This window comes from Sphingomonas kyeonggiensis, assembly GCF_030812785.1.
In the GTDB taxonomy this organism is placed as follows: domain Bacteria; phylum Pseudomonadota; class Alphaproteobacteria; order Sphingomonadales; family Sphingomonadaceae; genus Sphingomonas; species Sphingomonas kyeonggiensis_B.
In genome coordinates, this window is sequence record NZ_JAUSTJ010000001.1 from 202,694 (window position 1) to 217,884 (window position 15,191).

The window sequence follows — 15,191 nt, forward strand, 5'->3', positions numbered from 1 at the left end:
TCCGCGAAGGATCAGAAGTTGAGCGTTGCACCCACGAACAGATAGCGGCCAAGCGCATCATAGGTCGCGGGATAGGTGTTGCCGTTGCACGGACCGGTCGGGCACTGGTTCGAGCCCGGACGGTTGGCATTGCCCGAAGTCACGAGCGGCGGCTCGAGGTCGAACAGGTTGTTGACGCCCAGCCGGAACGTATAGGCCTTGCCGACATTGAAGGTGCCGGTCAGGTCGATATAGTTGAACGGCTTGATCCGCGCACCCGGGTTGTAAACATTGGGTGCGGACAGCGTCGAGTCAGGGCTCCGCGCCTGCGACTGGATGGCGCCGACATAGCGCCACTGCGCCGAAAGGCCGATGCTCTCGTTCGCCTGCCAGCTCGCACGCAGCTTGTGCCGCCACTTGGGCAGCGGCGCGCCGGCGTCGGTGGTGCCGCCGATGCTGCAGGTCGAGCCATAATAGCCGGCGCAATCATAGGGATCGCTCAGGCCATTGTTGATTCGATAGCTGTCGAGATAGGTGCCCTGCATGTTCAGCGAGAGCTTGCCGAGCGAACCGAGGCCGATCGAGTAGCTTGCGCCCACTCCGATGCCCTTGGTCTGCAGCGTGCCGACGTTGTTCGGCAGATCGCTGACATAGCCGCCCGGGGTCAGCCACAGCGAACCCGCCGCGTCGCGGTGCACCAGCGAACAGGAGACCGGCGTGAACGTGGCGGTCGCCTTGTCGACGCAGTCCTGCAGGATCGCGTCCTGGCCGAACGAACGGATCGCGTTCTTCACCTTGATGTCGAAATAGTCGACGGTGATGGCCAGCTTCGGGATGAAGCTCGGCTGGAACACGAGGCCGAGCGTCTTGGTCGTCGCGATTTCCGGATCGAGGTTCGCATTGCCGCCGATCAGGCCGTTATACTGGCCGGCCGGGTTCGGGGTCGTGCCCTGCCCGACTGCGAGGCCCTGCGCACGGCAGCCATAGTCGGTTGCCGCCACCGGACGCGTATTCCCATTGACGTCGGTAAGACCGGCGCAGGGATCGACGGTGCCGTTCAGGCCGACCGTTGCGGTCGAGAACAGTTCCTGCAGGTTGGGCGCTCGGACCGCGCGGTTATAGGTAGCGCGGAAGCGGATGTCCGAGACCGGCGCGAAGTCGATGCCGATCTTGTAGGTATCGGTGTCGAACTTGTTGCCGCCGCTGGTCTTGTACGACGAGTGACGATAGCCCGCGTTCAGCGCCAGCATGTCGATGAAGCTGTTCTGCACGATCGGCACCTGGGCCTCGCCGAACAGTTCGAAGACGCGGAAATTGCCCGAGATCGGCAGCGTCGCGCCGCCCTGGCCGGTCAGGTCGCCGGCCTGGAAGGCGCTGTCGGTCTGGAGGTCGAGCGACGAACGGCGCCATTCCGCACCGATGTTCACGCCGATGCCGTCAGCCGCCCAGGGGAACTTCACGCCATATTCACCGAGATCGCCGGTGAACGAGACGTTCGCCACCTGCTCGGTGGTGTTGCCCTTCTGGAAGCCGGTGGCGCTCAGATAGTTGATCGCCGCCGCGCTGATCTGGCCCGGGCCCGCGAAGACATTGTAGGGCACGCAGGCGGGGTCGCTGCCGTCGAGCACAGAGCGGCAGACCGGGTTCACGCCCGCGACATTGGGATTGTCGACGACATCGAGCGCACGCGCCAGGCGAGCGGCCGAGAATTCGTTCGAATAGACCTGCGAGTAATTGACGCGGCCGTACTGATAGGACGCGTCATAGCTCCATGCGGACGACAGGTCGCCCTTCGCACCGATCACACCGCGGAAATTGGTGTGCTGCAGGTCCGCCTGACGCGGGCCGCCTTCGGTGTTGCGGCGCAGGAGCTGCATGAAAGCGCGATTGTAGGGCGTGCCGGTGATCGGATCGAAGAAGGTCAGCGGCGCCGCACCCGGGTTCGGGTTGTACGGAGCGGCCACGGCGAGCGGGAAGTTGCCGAGGCTGCCGTTGATCAGGTTGCCCGGGGCACAGATCACCGCGCGCTGGGCGGCCGACATCAGCGGGTTGTCGCAGTTCACGACCAGCGTGTTGCCGAAATCGCCCGACGGCGCGATCTGGGCGACGGTGCGGTCGTCCATGAACATGAATTCGAGATACGGCTTGAAGGAGTCGCTGACGTCGTAGTTCACGAACGCACCGCCCGTGAAGCGCTCGTCCGGCCGCTGGAAATAGTTGGTCGGCGCGAAGTTGAAGCGCGTCGTGGTGTTCTCGAAGCCACCATTCGGCATGAAGGTGTAGACGGTCGACGAGTTGGTGTTCAGCGTCGGGTCGAACAGGATCGCGGTGCCGTTGCCCGAAGTCAGCGAGCCGCCGCACTGCAGCGCGCCGGTGCCGCCGTTCTGGATGGTGCAGGCGCTGTAGTCACGACGCGACTGGGTGACGGCGTTGACCTTGCGGTAGCCGAAATAGGCCATCGCATGGCCGCGGTCGCCGAGCGAGGTACCGAACGCGATCGTCCCGTCGAAGGTGCCGCCGTCGGAGATGTTGCCCTTCGGATAGTCGAAGCCCGGCTGGCCCGAGGCGGTACGCGCGTCGAGCAGCTTCGGCGTGACCGTGTTGCGGTTGTTGTGCTGGTAGAGGCTGTACTGGCCGTCGACCCGGAAGCCTTCGAAATCGGTATCGAGGATGAAGTTGACGACGCCGGCGACGGCGTCCGCGCCGTAGGTCGACGAAGCGCCGCCGGTCAGGACTTCGACGCGCTTCACCATCGCCGCGGGGATGATGTTGATGTCAGCCGCCGAGCCGCTGGTCGGGCTCGGGTCGCCCGGCATCAGGCGGCGGCCGTTGACCAGGGTCAGCGTGCGGCTGGTGCCGAGGCCGCGAAGATCGACCGTCGCGGTGCCGTCCGCGCCGTTCGAAAGCGAGCTCGCCTGGCTGGCGGTGACCGACGGCAGCGAGTTCAGCATGTCCTCGACACGGGTCGTGCCCTGCTGCTTGATGTCCTCGGAGCTGACGACGGTGACCGGCGCGGTGGAGGTCAGGTTCGGCTGCGGAATGCGCGAGCCGGTGACGATGATTTCCTGGCCCTGCGGCTCGTCCTGGGCGGTCGCCGCCGGAACCGTGGTGCTGCTGCCGGTGTCCTGCGCCATCGCAGGCATTGCTACAAACGCGCTTGCGAGCGCCAGCGCCGTAAACGCCGTCCCGCCGCGCAGATTGATCTGCGTACTCTTCATGTTGATCCCTCTTTGTTCCGACGGTTGTACTTGCGCACTCCGCCGCGTTGTCTGCCCACTTCGCCATCCATTCGTGTGCAACTCACGTGTCGGGATGGGGAAGCTTGGCGGGATCGTGAATTGAGAGCCTGATACTGTAAACTGCGCATAGGAATGCTGCGCGCGCTTTCAAGCCGACTGTAGCGGAAATATCACAGGCACAATCCGAATATTGCGCAGCAATGCGGATATATGTTTCTTTATGTTGCAGCGCGAAACATTCGCGTCTCAATCGGTGACCGGCATCGCCCCTGCAACCAGCAACGGATCGATCCGCGCGTCACGCCATTTGAGGCTCCAGTGCAGGTGCGGCCCGGTGGCGCGCCCGGTCATCCCCACCGCGCCGATCGGCTGGCCGCGCCGGACATGCTCGCCCACCCGCACATCGATGCGCGAGAGGTGCATGAAGGCGCTGTTGAGCCCCGCGCCATGGTCGACCATCAGCAGATTGCCCTCGAGCGTGAAGGGCCTGGCCGCCGCGAAGATCACCACGCCGTCGGCGGGCGCGAGCACCACGGTGCCGGTCGGCCGGGCGATATCGATGCCCGAATGATAGGAGCCAGGCTCCCCGCGATAGATGCGCTGCGAGCCGAACAACGTGGAGATGCGGCCAACCACCGGCCAGAAGAACGGCATCTGCCGCCAGCCCTGCGCATCGGTCTGCAATTTCCGCGCAACATTGATCTGGGCCAGTTCACCGGGTCGCACGCGATCGAATTCGGGGCGCGGCACCGGATATTTGGGCAGCGTGTTGAGCCGGGAAATGTCCCATGCGCGCGGCGCGATCGCCAGCACCTGGCGTTGCTGCGTCCCGTCGCCCAGCGTCGCCACCAGAGTCGCCGAGGGCCCATGATCGCGGTCGAAGGCGATCAGGAAGCGGCGGTCGGAGGTGACCGGCACGGACTCGCCGTCGAGCGTCAGCAGGCTGGTGCCCCTGGGCGCGGTACCGAGCACCGCGCCGCCTTGGATCAGTTGCCCCTGGAAGGTGAAGGGCCCGGCGACATCGGGCGCGGCCGGGATCGGCGCGGCAACCGCTTCGGGCACCGCGACGCCCGGCACGGCGGGCAGCTGCGCGCTGCCCAGCAGGGTGAAGCCGAGGATCGCGGCAGGCAGCCGGGCAGCGAGTCCCATCAGCCGCGCCCCCCTCAACCGCGCATCGCCTGCATCGCCAGCGCGGCGGAGGCATAGGGTTCCTGCCGCTCCACGCTCCAGTAGCGCAGCAGCGCCAGCGGCACCTTCTCGCCGCTCACCGCGCAGACGACATGATCGCCCGGCACCAGCACGCGGAAGCTGTTCGCCATGAAATGGAGGCGCGCCGCGCGGGCGACGGGGTTCGACATCAGCATGACGGCATCCTCGGGACGTTCATTTTCTACAACAGGCTAGGCTGTTCCGGCTTGGGCGCATCATAGGATTTGCCGGCCGGCCGCTCAACCCGCGCATCCACCGAGCCATCGATGAAGTGGAGCGTCACGGCCCCCGCGGCGCGCGCGCCCTCGGCCGTGCCGATCACCTTCTTGGTCCCTCGCGCCTCGACCCAGGCATAGCCCTTCTCCAGCGGGCGATTGGGGTGGACCAGCTCCAGATGCCGGCCGATCCCCTCCAGCCGCTGCTTCGCCGCCGCCAGCCGGTGGTCGAGCATCGCCGGGCGCAGCGCGCCGGCCGAGCGATCGAGCACGCCCCGCGCCACCGTCACCCGCCGTTCGAGCGCACGGTCGAGCCGACCGCCGAGATCGTCCATCTTCTGCCGCTGCGGGCCGAGCAGCGCGTCGCGGCGCGGCAGCACGCGGACCAGCGCCGCCAGCCGCTCGCCGGCACGCTCGTGATAGCGGCGCGCGCAACGCTCGGTACGGTGCGCGAGCGTCGCAATGGTGTGGCGGACATCGGCCAGCACCGGCACCGCGATCTCCGCGGCAGCCGTCGGCGTCGGCGCGCGCAGGTCCGCGGCATAGTCGCACAGGCTGGTATCGGTCTCATGGCCGACCGCCGAGATCACCGGGATGCGACAGGCGGCAACCGCGCGGACCACCGCTTCCTCGTTGAACGCCCAGAGATCCTCGATCGAACCGCCGCCGCGCGCGACGATCAGCAGGTCGGGCCGCGGCACCGCGCTCCCTTCCCCCAGCGCATCGAAGCCGCGGATCGCGTTGGCGACTTCCTGCGCCGCGCCGTCGCCCTGCACTTTGACCGGCCAGACCAGCACATGGCTGGGGAAACGGTCCGCCAGCCGGTGCAGGATGTCGCGGATCACCGCGCCGGTGGGCGAAGTCACCACGCCGATCACCTTGGGCATATAGGGCAAGGGCTGCTTGCGCTCGCGGTCGAATAACCCCTCCCCCGCCAGCTTGGCCTTCAATTTCTCGAACAGCGCCATCAGCGCACCTTCGCCGGCCAGCTCCATCCGCTCGATGACGATCTGGTACTTCGAGCGCCCCGGATAGGTGGTGAGCTTGCCGGTGACGATCACTTCCAGCCCGTCCTGCGGCGCGAACGGGATCGCATTGGCGGCACCGCGCCAGATCACTCCGTCGATCACTGCGTCGGCATCCTTCAGCGCCAGATAGGCGTGACCGGAAGCCGCCCGCTTCCACCCCGAAATCTCCCCGCGCAGCCGGACATGGCCGAACTCGCCCTCGACCATCCGCTTCAGCGCAAGAGATAATTCGCTGACCGATAGCGCCGGTGCGTTGTCGCCCGCCATCGGCTCGGCTACGAGCCGCGCTGGCGTATCGAAGAAGGGGTCGCTCATGAATGTCCTGTTGCTTGGCTCGGGCGGCCGCGAACATGCTCTGGCCTGGAAGCTCGCGCAATCGCCGCTGCTCGAACGGCTCTACGCCGCCCCGGGCAATCCGGGAATAGCCGAGCATGCCGAAATCGTGGACATCGCGGTGAACGACCACCGCGCGGTGATCGATTTCTGCCTGCGCCACTCGATCGGCTTCGTCGTGATCGGCCCCGAGGCGCCGCTGGTCGCCGGGCTGGGCGACAATCTGCGCACCATGGGCATCGCCGTGTTCGGCCCCAACAAGGCGCCGGCCCAGCTCGAAGGCTCGAAGGGCTTCACCAAGGATTTGTGCGCGCGGGAGAAGATCCCCACCGCCGGCTATGTCCGCTGCGAGAGCCGCGACGGCGCGCTCGCCAGCCTCGAGGATTTCGGCCTGCCGGTGGTGATCAAGGCCGATGGCCTGGCCGCGGGCAAGGGCGTCACCGTCGCCTTCACCCATGAGGAAGCCGAGGGCGCGGTGCAGGCGATCTTCGCCGAAGCCGGTGCCAGCGTGGTGATCGAGGAGTTCCTCGAAGGCGAGGAAGCCAGCCTGTTCGTGCTGACCGATGGCGAGTCGTTCGTATCCTTCGGCTCGGCCCAGGATCACAAGCGCGTCGGCGACGGCGATACCGGCCCGAACACCGGCGGCATGGGTGCCTATAGTCCCGCCCCGGTGCTCACCCCCGCGCTGGAGGCCCAGGCGATCGACGAGATCGTCCGCCCGACGATCGAGGCGCTGGCCCGCGTCGGCACCCCCTATTCGGGCGTGCTCTATGCGGGGCTGATGCTCACCCCGACCGGTCCCAAGCTGATCGAGTACAATGCCCGCTTCGGCGACCCCGAATGCCAGGTGCTGATGCTGCGCTTCACCGGCGACCTGCTCGAACTGATGCTCGCGGTGGCGAAGGGCGAGTTGGCCAGCCACCCGGCGCCGACCTTCGCGGCCAAGACCGCGCTCACCGTGGTGATGGCGGCCAACGGCTATCCCGGCACGCCCGAGACCGGTGGCACGATCAGCGGCATAGACAAAGCCGAGGCGACCGGTGCCAAGGTCTTCCATGCCGGCACCCGGATGGAGGGCGACACGCTCGTCGCCAGTGGTGGTCGCGTGCTCAACGTGACCGCGCTGGGCGATACGGTGAAGGAAGCGCAGGAAGCGGCCTATCGCGCCGTCGACGCGATCGACTTCCCCACCGGCTTCAGCCGCCGCGACATCGGCTGGCGCGAAGTGGCGCGCGAAGGCTAGGGGCGGCCGCACCCGCTGTCGGGGTGGTTGCATGCCTCGACCACCAAGTGACGCAGCAGGAAATCCCGGGGCGCCGGATCGACCGCGACCACGCGGTCGGCGTAGAAGATCCGCGAATATTGGCCAAGATGGCCATATTCCCCCGGCATGACCGTCGCCCAGCCCTCGACGGTGAGCGTGGCGACGGCATCCTCCGCCCCCGAGTCCAGCCCCTTCAGCTTGCGGGCGAGCGCAGGATCCAGCTTGCGGGTCTCGCTGGCCTCATACCAGACGCCGCCGCGCCCGCCCCGCTCCGGCGCGCGCTCAAGGTCGGGCGAATGCAGGCTGGATTCCTCGAAGCCGATGACCAGCACGCCTCGCACCCGCTGCCTGGGGCCGAGGATGGTGCAGCCGAGCCCGTCCGCACTGATCTGAGCCGGGCGGGAGAAATTGGGCAGGCCCATCCTGCAAGCCGCAGCCAGCGCGGCTGTCCGGTCATGCCGATACCAGAGCGTGCCCGCGACCACCGCCGCCACACCCGTCACCAGAAGCGCAAGGCCCGTCCATCGCAACGGCCGCATGACTTTCCCCTTTCGGAGAAGCCTAGGCGCGGCTCGTCAATGATACAAGATATCATGCATGCGGCGTGTCGGGCAGCACGCCATGGCCTTCGATGAGCCTGCGCACCGCAGCGTCCCAGTTGGTGAAGCCCCAATGCGCCGGGTCCTCGGTGCCGACCACCCGGTCGCCGGGCCCGCGGAACAGATCCTCCAGCGGCACCGGCCGGCGCGTGATCGCGGAATGGAAGGCGCGGATCTTGCTGCGCGTCTCCTGCGTGCCATCGGGCAGGACCACGCCCAGCCGCCCGGATTGCATCCGGACCAGCCACCCGGTCGGCGCGACCCCGATGCTGCGGCAGAAGGCGAAGAGCAGTTCGGTATCGAAATGGCCCTTCCACCCATGCATCTCGGTCACCGCCCGCAGCGGCGTCCAGCGGTCCTTGTAGGCCCGGTCGGAAGTCAGCGCGTCATAGACGTCGCAGATCGCGCCCATCCGTGCGGCCAGGCTGATCGCCTCGCCCTTCAGCCCGAAGGGATAGCCGCTGCCGTCCATCTTCTCGTGATGCATCAGCGCCACGTCGAGCGCCTGCTGGTTGATGCCCTCGGCGCCGTGCAGCATCGCATGCCCGGTCTCGGGGTGCTGCTTGATCAGCGCGAACTCCTCCGCCTCCAGCCGGCCCGGCTTGTTGAGGATCTCGGCCGGCACGGTCATCTTGCCGACGTCGTGGAGCAGGCCCGCCAGCCCCATCGCCCGCACGGTCTCGTCGTCGAGCCCGATCTCGCGCGCCAGATTGACCATCAGCCCGCAGACCGAGACCGAGTGGAGATAGGTATATTGATCCTTGGTCTTCAGCCGCGCCATGTCGACGAACATCGCCGGATTGCGCGCGACGCATTCGGCGATCTCGGCGACCACCGGGATGGCGTCACGCGCGTCGATCGACAGGCCGTTCTGGGCATTGTCATAGATTTCCTGCGCCACGTCGCGGGCGTGCGCGATGGTCCGGCGGGCATGCTCGCGATCGGCGCGCAGCGTCTCGGGGGAAAGGACCCGCACGGGCTCCGCAACGGCTTCGGGCAGCGTCGCGGCGGGATCGGGCGCGACGCCGCGCGACACGTCGATGAGCACGGCGGCCACGTCGCTTGCCTTCAGCAAGGCGAGATCGGCGGGACGCTCCAGCAGGAACCGCGTACGCCAGAACGGATGCGCCATCCACGAGCCTTCGAAGCCGTGGATGAACATGCCGAGCTTTGCCTCTCCTGGCGGGATTCGTTTCAGCAATCCATTCTCGCAGTCCCCGGCACAAGCCTTAGGAACGCACCGTTTCGCCGAAGTTAAGGCCGGGTATCCGGGCCTTGGGGAATCTACCTAAGCCCGGACAGATGATACAAAGTTACATCCGTTCATCTGCCGCTCATCGCGCGGGGGCAACATTCCATCCCATGGGCGCGCAGCGACTCGCGCGCCGCACTCTGAAGGGGAGAGGTGCCATGTCGCGTTCCGCCTTGCTGCTCGGTTGTACTGCCCTGCTCACCACCTCGGCTGCGCCGCCGCCCTTGCCCAAGGCCGTGCCGCCCGCCGCCGCCGCGCAGGATCGGCACTCACCCGTCCGCTGCGTGAAGCAGGCGCCGATCTATACTTCGGGCACCGTCGTGCAGCGCGGACGTGGCCCGGTATCCGCGCCCGTGCCGATGCCCCCGCCTATGCCGACGTACGCGCCGCTGCCCTCGCCACCGCCATCCAGCGCAGGCGTGGTGATGCAGGAGTTTCGCGCCGCACCCGCGGCCAAGGTCGCCACCCCCAGCTACGGCACGCCGGGCAATACCGAGCGCTATGACGGCAGGGCCGTCGCCGCGATCCAGTCGGTCACCGACCAGCCCGTCTCCACCTTCTCCGTCGATGTCGATACCGGCGCCTATGCCAATGTCCGCCGCTTCCTCAACCAGGGGCAGGATGTGCCCGCCGAGGCGGTGCGCACCGAGGAGATGATCAACTATTTCCGCTACGACTATCCCCGCCCCGCCTCGCGGGACGTGCCGTTCAGCGTGACCACCGATGTCTCGACCACCCCGTGGAACGCCGAGACGCGGCTGCTGCGCATCGGCCTGCGCGGCTATGACGTCGATGCCAAGGGCCGTCCGCCGGCCAACCTCGTCTTCCTGGTAGATGTCTCGGGATCGATGGAGAGCCAGGACAAGCTGCCCCTGGTCAAGAAGGCGCTGACCCAGCTCGCCGACCGGCTGACTCCACGGGACCGCGTCTCGATCGTCGTCTATGCCGGCGCCGCGGGCATGGTGCTCGAACCCACCAACAAGAAGGAATATGTGAAGGCCGCGCTCGACTGCCTCTCGGCCGGCGGCTCCACCGCGGGCGGCGACGGCATCAAGCTCGCCTATTCGGTCGCCCGCGCCACCTTCGTCCAGGGCGGGATCAACCGCATCTTCCTCGCCACCGACGGCGACTTCAATGTCGGCATCAACGACAAGTCGGCGCTTGAGGCGCTGGTCAAGAAGAACCGCGACGACGGCATCACGCTGACCACGCTCGGCTTCGGCACCGGCAATTACAACGAGGCGATGATGGAGCGCATCGCGGACGTGGGTAACGGCAACTATGCCTATATCGACAGCGCGATGGAGGCGACCAAGGTGCTCGACGACGAGCTCTCCGCCACGCTGTTCACCATCGCCAAGGACGTGAAGGTCCAGGTCGAGTTCAACCCGGCCCAGGTGAAGCAATACCGGCTGATCGGATACGAGAACCGCGCGCTGGCCGAGGAGGATTTCAACAACGACACGGTCGATGCCGGCGATATCGGCGCGGGGCACCAGGTGACCGCGCTCTACGAAGTCGTCCCCGCCGGTGCCAATGGCTGGACCTCGGAGCGGCGCTACGATGCCAACCGCACCGCTGCGCCCGCCGGCAAGGGCGACGAAATGGCCTTCGTCAAATTGCGCTACAAGCTGCCCGGCAACGAGACCTCGAAGCTGATCGAGCGCCCGGTCTCCGCCAGCCTGATGCGCAGCGCCGCCGCTCCGCGCGGCGACATGGCCTTCGTCACTTCGGTCGCCGCCTTCGGCCAGCATCTGCGCGGCGACAAATATCTGAACGGCTACAGCTATATCCAGATCGGCGCGCTCGCCCCGGCCTCCCAGAACTACTGGCGCAGCGAGTTCGCACGACTGGTGAAGCTTGCCGATTCGGGACAGCCGGCGGGCAGTTCCAGCGATTAGCTTGTCGCGCTGCGCCGCACCACGTTATGCATTGGCGAGAATCGACAATAGCACGGACGGGGTTGGCGCAGATGAACAGCACGGAACCGCTCTACGAAGGCGCGCCGATTTGGTTGACGCTCCCGTTCGCGCTGATCGCGGCGGGAGTCGTCTTCGCGCTCCTCATCCTGTTCTGGGGCGCCCGCCTCGCCGGCCGCCGCAGCAGCGCACGCCGGGAGATCGAGGAATATAATGAGGAGTATCGGGAAGAGACGGCCCCGTCGCGCCCGATCACCCCGCCGGTGGCCCCGCCGCCCCCGCCGATCGCCGAGGCCCCGCTCGCGCCGCCGCCGCCAGCGCCCGAGCCTGCCGCAGAGGCTCCTGCGCCCGAACCGGTAGCCGAGGCGCCCGCCCCGGAACCCGAGCCGGTAGCGGAGACCCCAGCACCCGAGCCGGTAGCCGAGCCCGAGATCGTCCCCGCGCCCCTGCCGCCAGTGGTCGAGGAAACCCCGGTCCCCGAGCCGCTCGCGGACGAGCCGATCGCGGCCGCCGCGCCGCTCGAGGCATCGCCGGCCTCGCTCGCCTCGGATATCGCGGAGCCCGCGCCCGCGCCCGCCGCCCCGGCCGCCGATGACCTCACCCGGATGAAGGGCGTCGGCCCGCGCCTCGGCGAAAAGCTCAACAGCGTCGGCATCACCAGCTTCGCCCAGCTCGCCGCGCTCACGCCCGAGGAAGCCGACGCGCTCGACGCGAAGCTCGGCGATTTCCAGGGCCGCATCCACCGCGACCGCTGGATCGAGCAGGCAAGCTTCCTGGCCAGGGAAGACATTGCCGGCTTCGAGGGCGTGTTCGGGAAGCTCTGACGCCCGTCGAGAATTCCCCTTCAGTTCCCCGGCGAAAGCCGGGGCCCAGGGTTTCTATGCCATCCCGCCTGTGACCCTGGACCCCGGCTTTCGCCGGGGAGCAGTTCCACCCGAGGATTTCCTCCGCCTCAGCCGGCCCTTCTGTGATCTGTTGGAAAAATAGGATCACTCGGACGCAAGAAAGTTACGCGATGCGCCGCATACCCCGGAAAACAGGGGAATAGCGCGTCGCAAAACCAGCCTTTGGCGTGTACTTCGTAGACTTTGACGGGTCGCGCCCGCACGCACCGTTGGAAAGCGCAGCCCCCGCCCGTTACTTCTCCGCCCGCTCCACCAGCAGCTTGTCGATCTTGCGCCCGTCCATGTCGACGATCTCGAAGCGCCAGCCCTGCTCGACGAAGAAGTCGCCTTCATTGGGCAGCCGCTTGAGCACCGCCAGCGCCAGGCCGGCGACGGTGGCATAGTCGCGGTCCTCGTCGAGATCGAGGCCGAGCCTGTCGGCGAGCAGGTCCGCCGGCATCTGGCCCGAGACGAGCAGCGAGCCGTCCTCCCGCGTCACGACATTGGGGTTGTCGCCCGGCTCGACGTCCGACGCCAGCTCGCCGGCGATCGCCGCCAGCAGGTTCGCCGGGGTGACGATGCCCTCGAAATGGCCGTACTCGTCATGGACCAGGCCCATCGGCACCTCGGCCCGGCGCAGCGCGCCCAGCGCGTCCATCGCATCGACCGTGTCGGGCAGGATCGGCGCCTCGCGCATCAGCTTGCGCAGGTCAAGCGCCTCGCCGCGGAACAGCGCCGCAGCGATGTCGCGCGCCTGGACCACGCCGATCACCGTGTCGACTGAGCCCTCGGCAACCGGCAGGCGGGTATGCGGGGTGAGCAGCAGCGCCTCGCGGATGCCGTCGGCGTCGAGGTTGACGTCCACCCAGTCGACATCGGTGCGCGGCGTCATCACTTCGCGCACCGGCCGGTCGGCCAGGCGGACGACGCTCGAGATGATCGAGCGCTCATGCTCCTCGATCACGCCCGACTTGCTCGCCTCGGCGACGAGCAGGTGCAGTTCCTCGGCGGTGACCCGGTTCTCCGATTCGCGGTCGAGCCCGATCAGGCGGAAGATCAGCTTGGTGGTCGAATCGAGCAGCCAGACCAGCGGCGCGGTCAGGCGGCTGATCCACAGCAGCGGCACCGAGACCAGCACGGCGATCGGCTCGGGCGAGCGCAGCGCGAATTGCTTGGGCACCAGCTCGCCCGCGACCAGCGAGCCGAAGGTGGTCAGGCCGATGACGATCGCGATGCCGAGCGTGTGGGCCAGCTCGTCGTTCACGCCCAGCAGCGCGATCCGCTGCGCGGTCGGCTCGCCCAGGCTCGCGCCCGAATAGGCGCCGGCGATGATGCCGATCAGCGTGATGCCGATCTGCACGGTGGAGAGGAACTTGCCCGGATCGGCGGCGAGCTGGATCGCGGTCCGCGCCCCCGCCCCGCTGCGCCCGACGCGCGCCATCGCCTCCAGCCGCGCCGTGCGCGACGAGACGATCGCGAGTTCGGACATCGAAAAAAGGCCGTTCAGAACGATCAGCGCGAAGATGATCGCTACGTCTATCCAGGGGAAAGGCGCCAACATGATGTGTGGTCCTCATATCCGCACCGGGGGGCGGACGGCAACTGGCGTTGCGCCAACGGAACGGAAAGCGTGCTAAACGCGCCGTTCGCGAAAGAAATCGCGCAGGATCTCGCCCGCCTCGGCCTCGCCGATGCCGGGATAGATTTCCGGGCGATGATGGCAGGTCGGCTGTCCGAAGAAGCGCGGGCCATGCTCCACCGCGCCGCCCTTGGGATCGCTAGCGCCATAATAGACCCGGGCGATTCGGGCATGGGCGATCGCGCCTGCGCACATCGCGCAGGGCTCCAGCGTCACCCACAGGTCGCAATCCTCGAGGCGCTCGCGCCCGAGCGCCTCGGCAGCAGCGCGAATCACCCGCATCTCGGCATGCGCGGTGGGGTCGTGGAGCATGCGCGGCGCATTGGCCGCAGTGGCGATCACCTTGCCGTCCTGCACCAGCACCGCGCCCACCGGCACCTCGCCCGCCTCGGCGGCCGCACGAGCGGCGTCGAGCGCCAGGCGCATTGGTTCGGGGAGCGGGAACATGGGAGGGACGTAGCGCGCGATGCCTAAGCCGTCACCCTTCGCTTCTGTTTTCCCCGGCGAAGGCCGGGGCCCAGACTAAACAGTGCGCGGCGAAGACGCGCCAAAAGGCCAGTGACTTTCAAGACTGGGCCCCGGCCTTCGCCGGGGAGAAGCTATGCGGAAGCCAGCGTATCCGGCTCAGCCGGCTTTATCCCCGAATCGCCCAGCACGCTCCACAGCGCAAAGGCAACGCCGGGCAGGAACCCCAGCACCGTCAGCCCGGCGGCGATCCAGAAGTCGCGCCCCGCACCCCTGGCCAGGTACGTTCCCAGCGGCGGCAGCAGCACCGCCGCCACGATGGGTCCGGGGCGCGCTGTCATCACTTCGCGGCGGGCGTCGGCGTCGGAGTGGCGCCGGCCTGCTTCACTTCGATGGTGGGCAAGGTGACCGTGGTGTTCTTCATTTCGACCGTCGGGACTGCAACGGTCGTGTTGGTCGATCCGATCCCTACCGAACCCGTTTCGGCCTTGAATTTGGGCAGTTGGCCGCCCTTTGCGTCGAAGCTGATCGACGGCATCGTCGCACCCTGCTGCTGCTCGATGCGCAGCATGCCGACCGACATGAGCACCACGACGGCAAGCGCGACGAGACCGATCAGCACGAGAATTCCACGCATCGCTTCATCTCCCCATTTGAATCGTTTGCGTAATCAACGTCGCATCAACCATGCCGGTTGCATGGGAACAAGGCGTTTCTTGGAGCGAATCGGTTGACGCTCCGTCCCATTACGGTTATTCGCGCCGCCTTTCCGGCCGTGGTTCGCCAGGGCTCAAACCAGGATATCAAACGATGTCGCGCATTTGCGAGCTGACCGGCAAGGGCCGGCAGGTGGGTAACAACGTTTCCCACGCCAACAACAAGACCAAGCGTACGTTCCTGCCGAACCTGCAGAACGTCACGCTGATCAGCGATTCGCTGGGTCGCAGCGTCCGCCTGCGCGTCTCGACGCACGGCCTGCGCTCGGTCGAGCACAATGGCGGCCTCGACAACTGGCTGCTCAAGACCCGCGACGAGGACCTCTCGCTGCGCGCCCGTCGCCTGAAGCGCGAAGTGCGCAAGGCGTCGACCGAGAAGACCGCGGCCTAACAGCCGCGCTGCTTCGGCGGCTCAATGCGAGCCCGTTCTCCACAGCGGAGGGCGGGCTT

At 67.4% G+C, this 15,191-nt stretch carries 14 protein-coding genes; 4 read left to right on the plus strand and 10 right to left on the minus strand.

Features of this window, described 5'->3' with window-relative positions; genetic code table 11:
• Nucleotides 1-11 precede the first annotated feature (11 nt).
• The 4 genes from J2W22_RS01000 to xseA all read right to left on the minus strand — a co-directional run bounded on the left by J2W22_RS01000 (nt 12) and on the right by xseA (nt 5,985).
• Nucleotides 12-3,197 (minus strand): TonB-dependent receptor domain-containing protein, encoded by a 3,186-nt coding sequence (locus tag J2W22_RS01000; RefSeq protein WP_307116407.1) that lies wholly within the window; start codon nt 3,195-3,197, stop codon nt 12-14.
• 267 nt (nt 3,198-3,464) lie between these two features.
• Complete coding sequence (locus J2W22_RS01005) at nt 3,465-4,367, minus strand: M23 family metallopeptidase (RefSeq protein ID WP_307116408.1); 903 nt, start codon at nt 4,365-4,367, stop codon at nt 3,465-3,467.
• Nucleotides 4,368-4,381: 14 nt separating this feature from the next.
• A complete protein-coding gene (locus J2W22_RS01010; RefSeq protein ID WP_307116409.1) occupies nt 4,382-4,582 on the minus strand; it encodes a DUF2093 domain-containing protein in 201 nt (66 codons plus the stop codon).
• Between the two features lie 26 nt (nt 4,583-4,608).
• Entirely contained in the window at nt 4,609-5,985 is a 1,377-nt protein-coding gene (gene xseA / locus J2W22_RS01015) for an exodeoxyribonuclease VII large subunit (protein WP_307116410.1), read from the minus strand.
• Here xseA and purD point away from each other — a divergent pair.
• Nucleotides 5,984-7,246, plus strand: coding sequence for a phosphoribosylamine--glycine ligase (purD, locus tag J2W22_RS01020; RefSeq protein WP_307116411.1), 1,263 nt, complete (start codon nt 5,984-5,986; stop codon nt 7,244-7,246). The genes xseA and purD overlap by 2 nt on opposite strands.
• On the opposite strand, the gene J2W22_RS01025 is transcribed toward purD, so the two are convergent.
• A complete protein-coding gene (locus tag J2W22_RS01025) occupies nt 7,243-7,806 on the minus strand; it encodes a hypothetical protein (protein ID WP_307116412.1) in 564 nt (187 codons plus the stop codon). The genes purD and J2W22_RS01025 overlap by 4 nt on opposite strands.
• Nucleotides 7,807-7,858: 52 nt before the next feature.
• Nucleotides 7,859-9,067 (minus strand): HD-GYP domain-containing protein, encoded by a 1,209-nt coding sequence (locus J2W22_RS01030; RefSeq protein ID WP_307116413.1) that lies wholly within the window; start codon nt 9,065-9,067, stop codon nt 7,859-7,861.
• A gap of 209 nt (nt 9,068-9,276) precedes the next feature.
• Between J2W22_RS01030 and J2W22_RS01035 the strand changes: the two genes are divergently transcribed.
• Nucleotides 9,277-11,019, plus strand: a complete 1,743-nt coding sequence (locus J2W22_RS01035) for a vWA domain-containing protein (RefSeq protein WP_307116414.1) — start codon at nt 9,277-9,279, stop codon at nt 11,017-11,019.
• 71 nt (nt 11,020-11,090) lie between these two features.
• Nucleotides 11,091-11,861 carry a hypothetical protein gene (locus J2W22_RS01040; RefSeq protein WP_307116415.1) on the plus strand — a complete coding sequence of 257 codons (771 nt, stop codon included), beginning with the start codon at nt 11,091-11,093 and terminating at the stop codon, nt 11,859-11,861.
• Nucleotides 11,862-12,174: 313 nt separating this feature from the next.
• On the opposite strand, the gene J2W22_RS01045 is transcribed toward J2W22_RS01040, so the two are convergent.
• The 4 genes from J2W22_RS01045 to J2W22_RS01060 form a co-directional block, all read right to left on the minus strand.
• A complete protein-coding gene (locus J2W22_RS01045; protein ID WP_307116416.1) occupies nt 12,175-13,482 on the minus strand; it encodes a hemolysin family protein in 1,308 nt (435 codons plus the stop codon).
• 72 nt (nt 13,483-13,554) lie between these two features.
• Entirely contained in the window at nt 13,555-13,986 is a 432-nt protein-coding gene (locus J2W22_RS01050) for a nucleoside deaminase (protein WP_307117964.1), read from the minus strand.
• A gap of 173 nt (nt 13,987-14,159) precedes the next feature.
• Entirely contained in the window at nt 14,160-14,366 is a 207-nt protein-coding gene (locus J2W22_RS01055) for a YqaE/Pmp3 family membrane protein (RefSeq protein WP_307116417.1), read from the minus strand.
• Nucleotides 14,366-14,662, minus strand: a complete 297-nt coding sequence (locus J2W22_RS01060) for a hypothetical protein (RefSeq protein ID WP_307116418.1) — start codon at nt 14,660-14,662, stop codon at nt 14,366-14,368. The genes J2W22_RS01055 and J2W22_RS01060 overlap by 1 nt, the downstream gene beginning before the upstream one ends.
• A 173-nt stretch (nt 14,663-14,835) precedes the next feature.
• Here J2W22_RS01060 and rpmB point away from each other — a divergent pair, with 173 nt between their 5' ends.
• Nucleotides 14,836-15,132 carry a 50S ribosomal protein L28 gene (gene rpmB, locus J2W22_RS01065; protein WP_307116419.1) on the plus strand — a complete coding sequence of 99 codons (297 nt, stop codon included), beginning with the start codon at nt 14,836-14,838 and terminating at the stop codon, nt 15,130-15,132.
• The last annotated feature ends 59 nt before the right edge of the window (nt 15,133-15,191 follow it).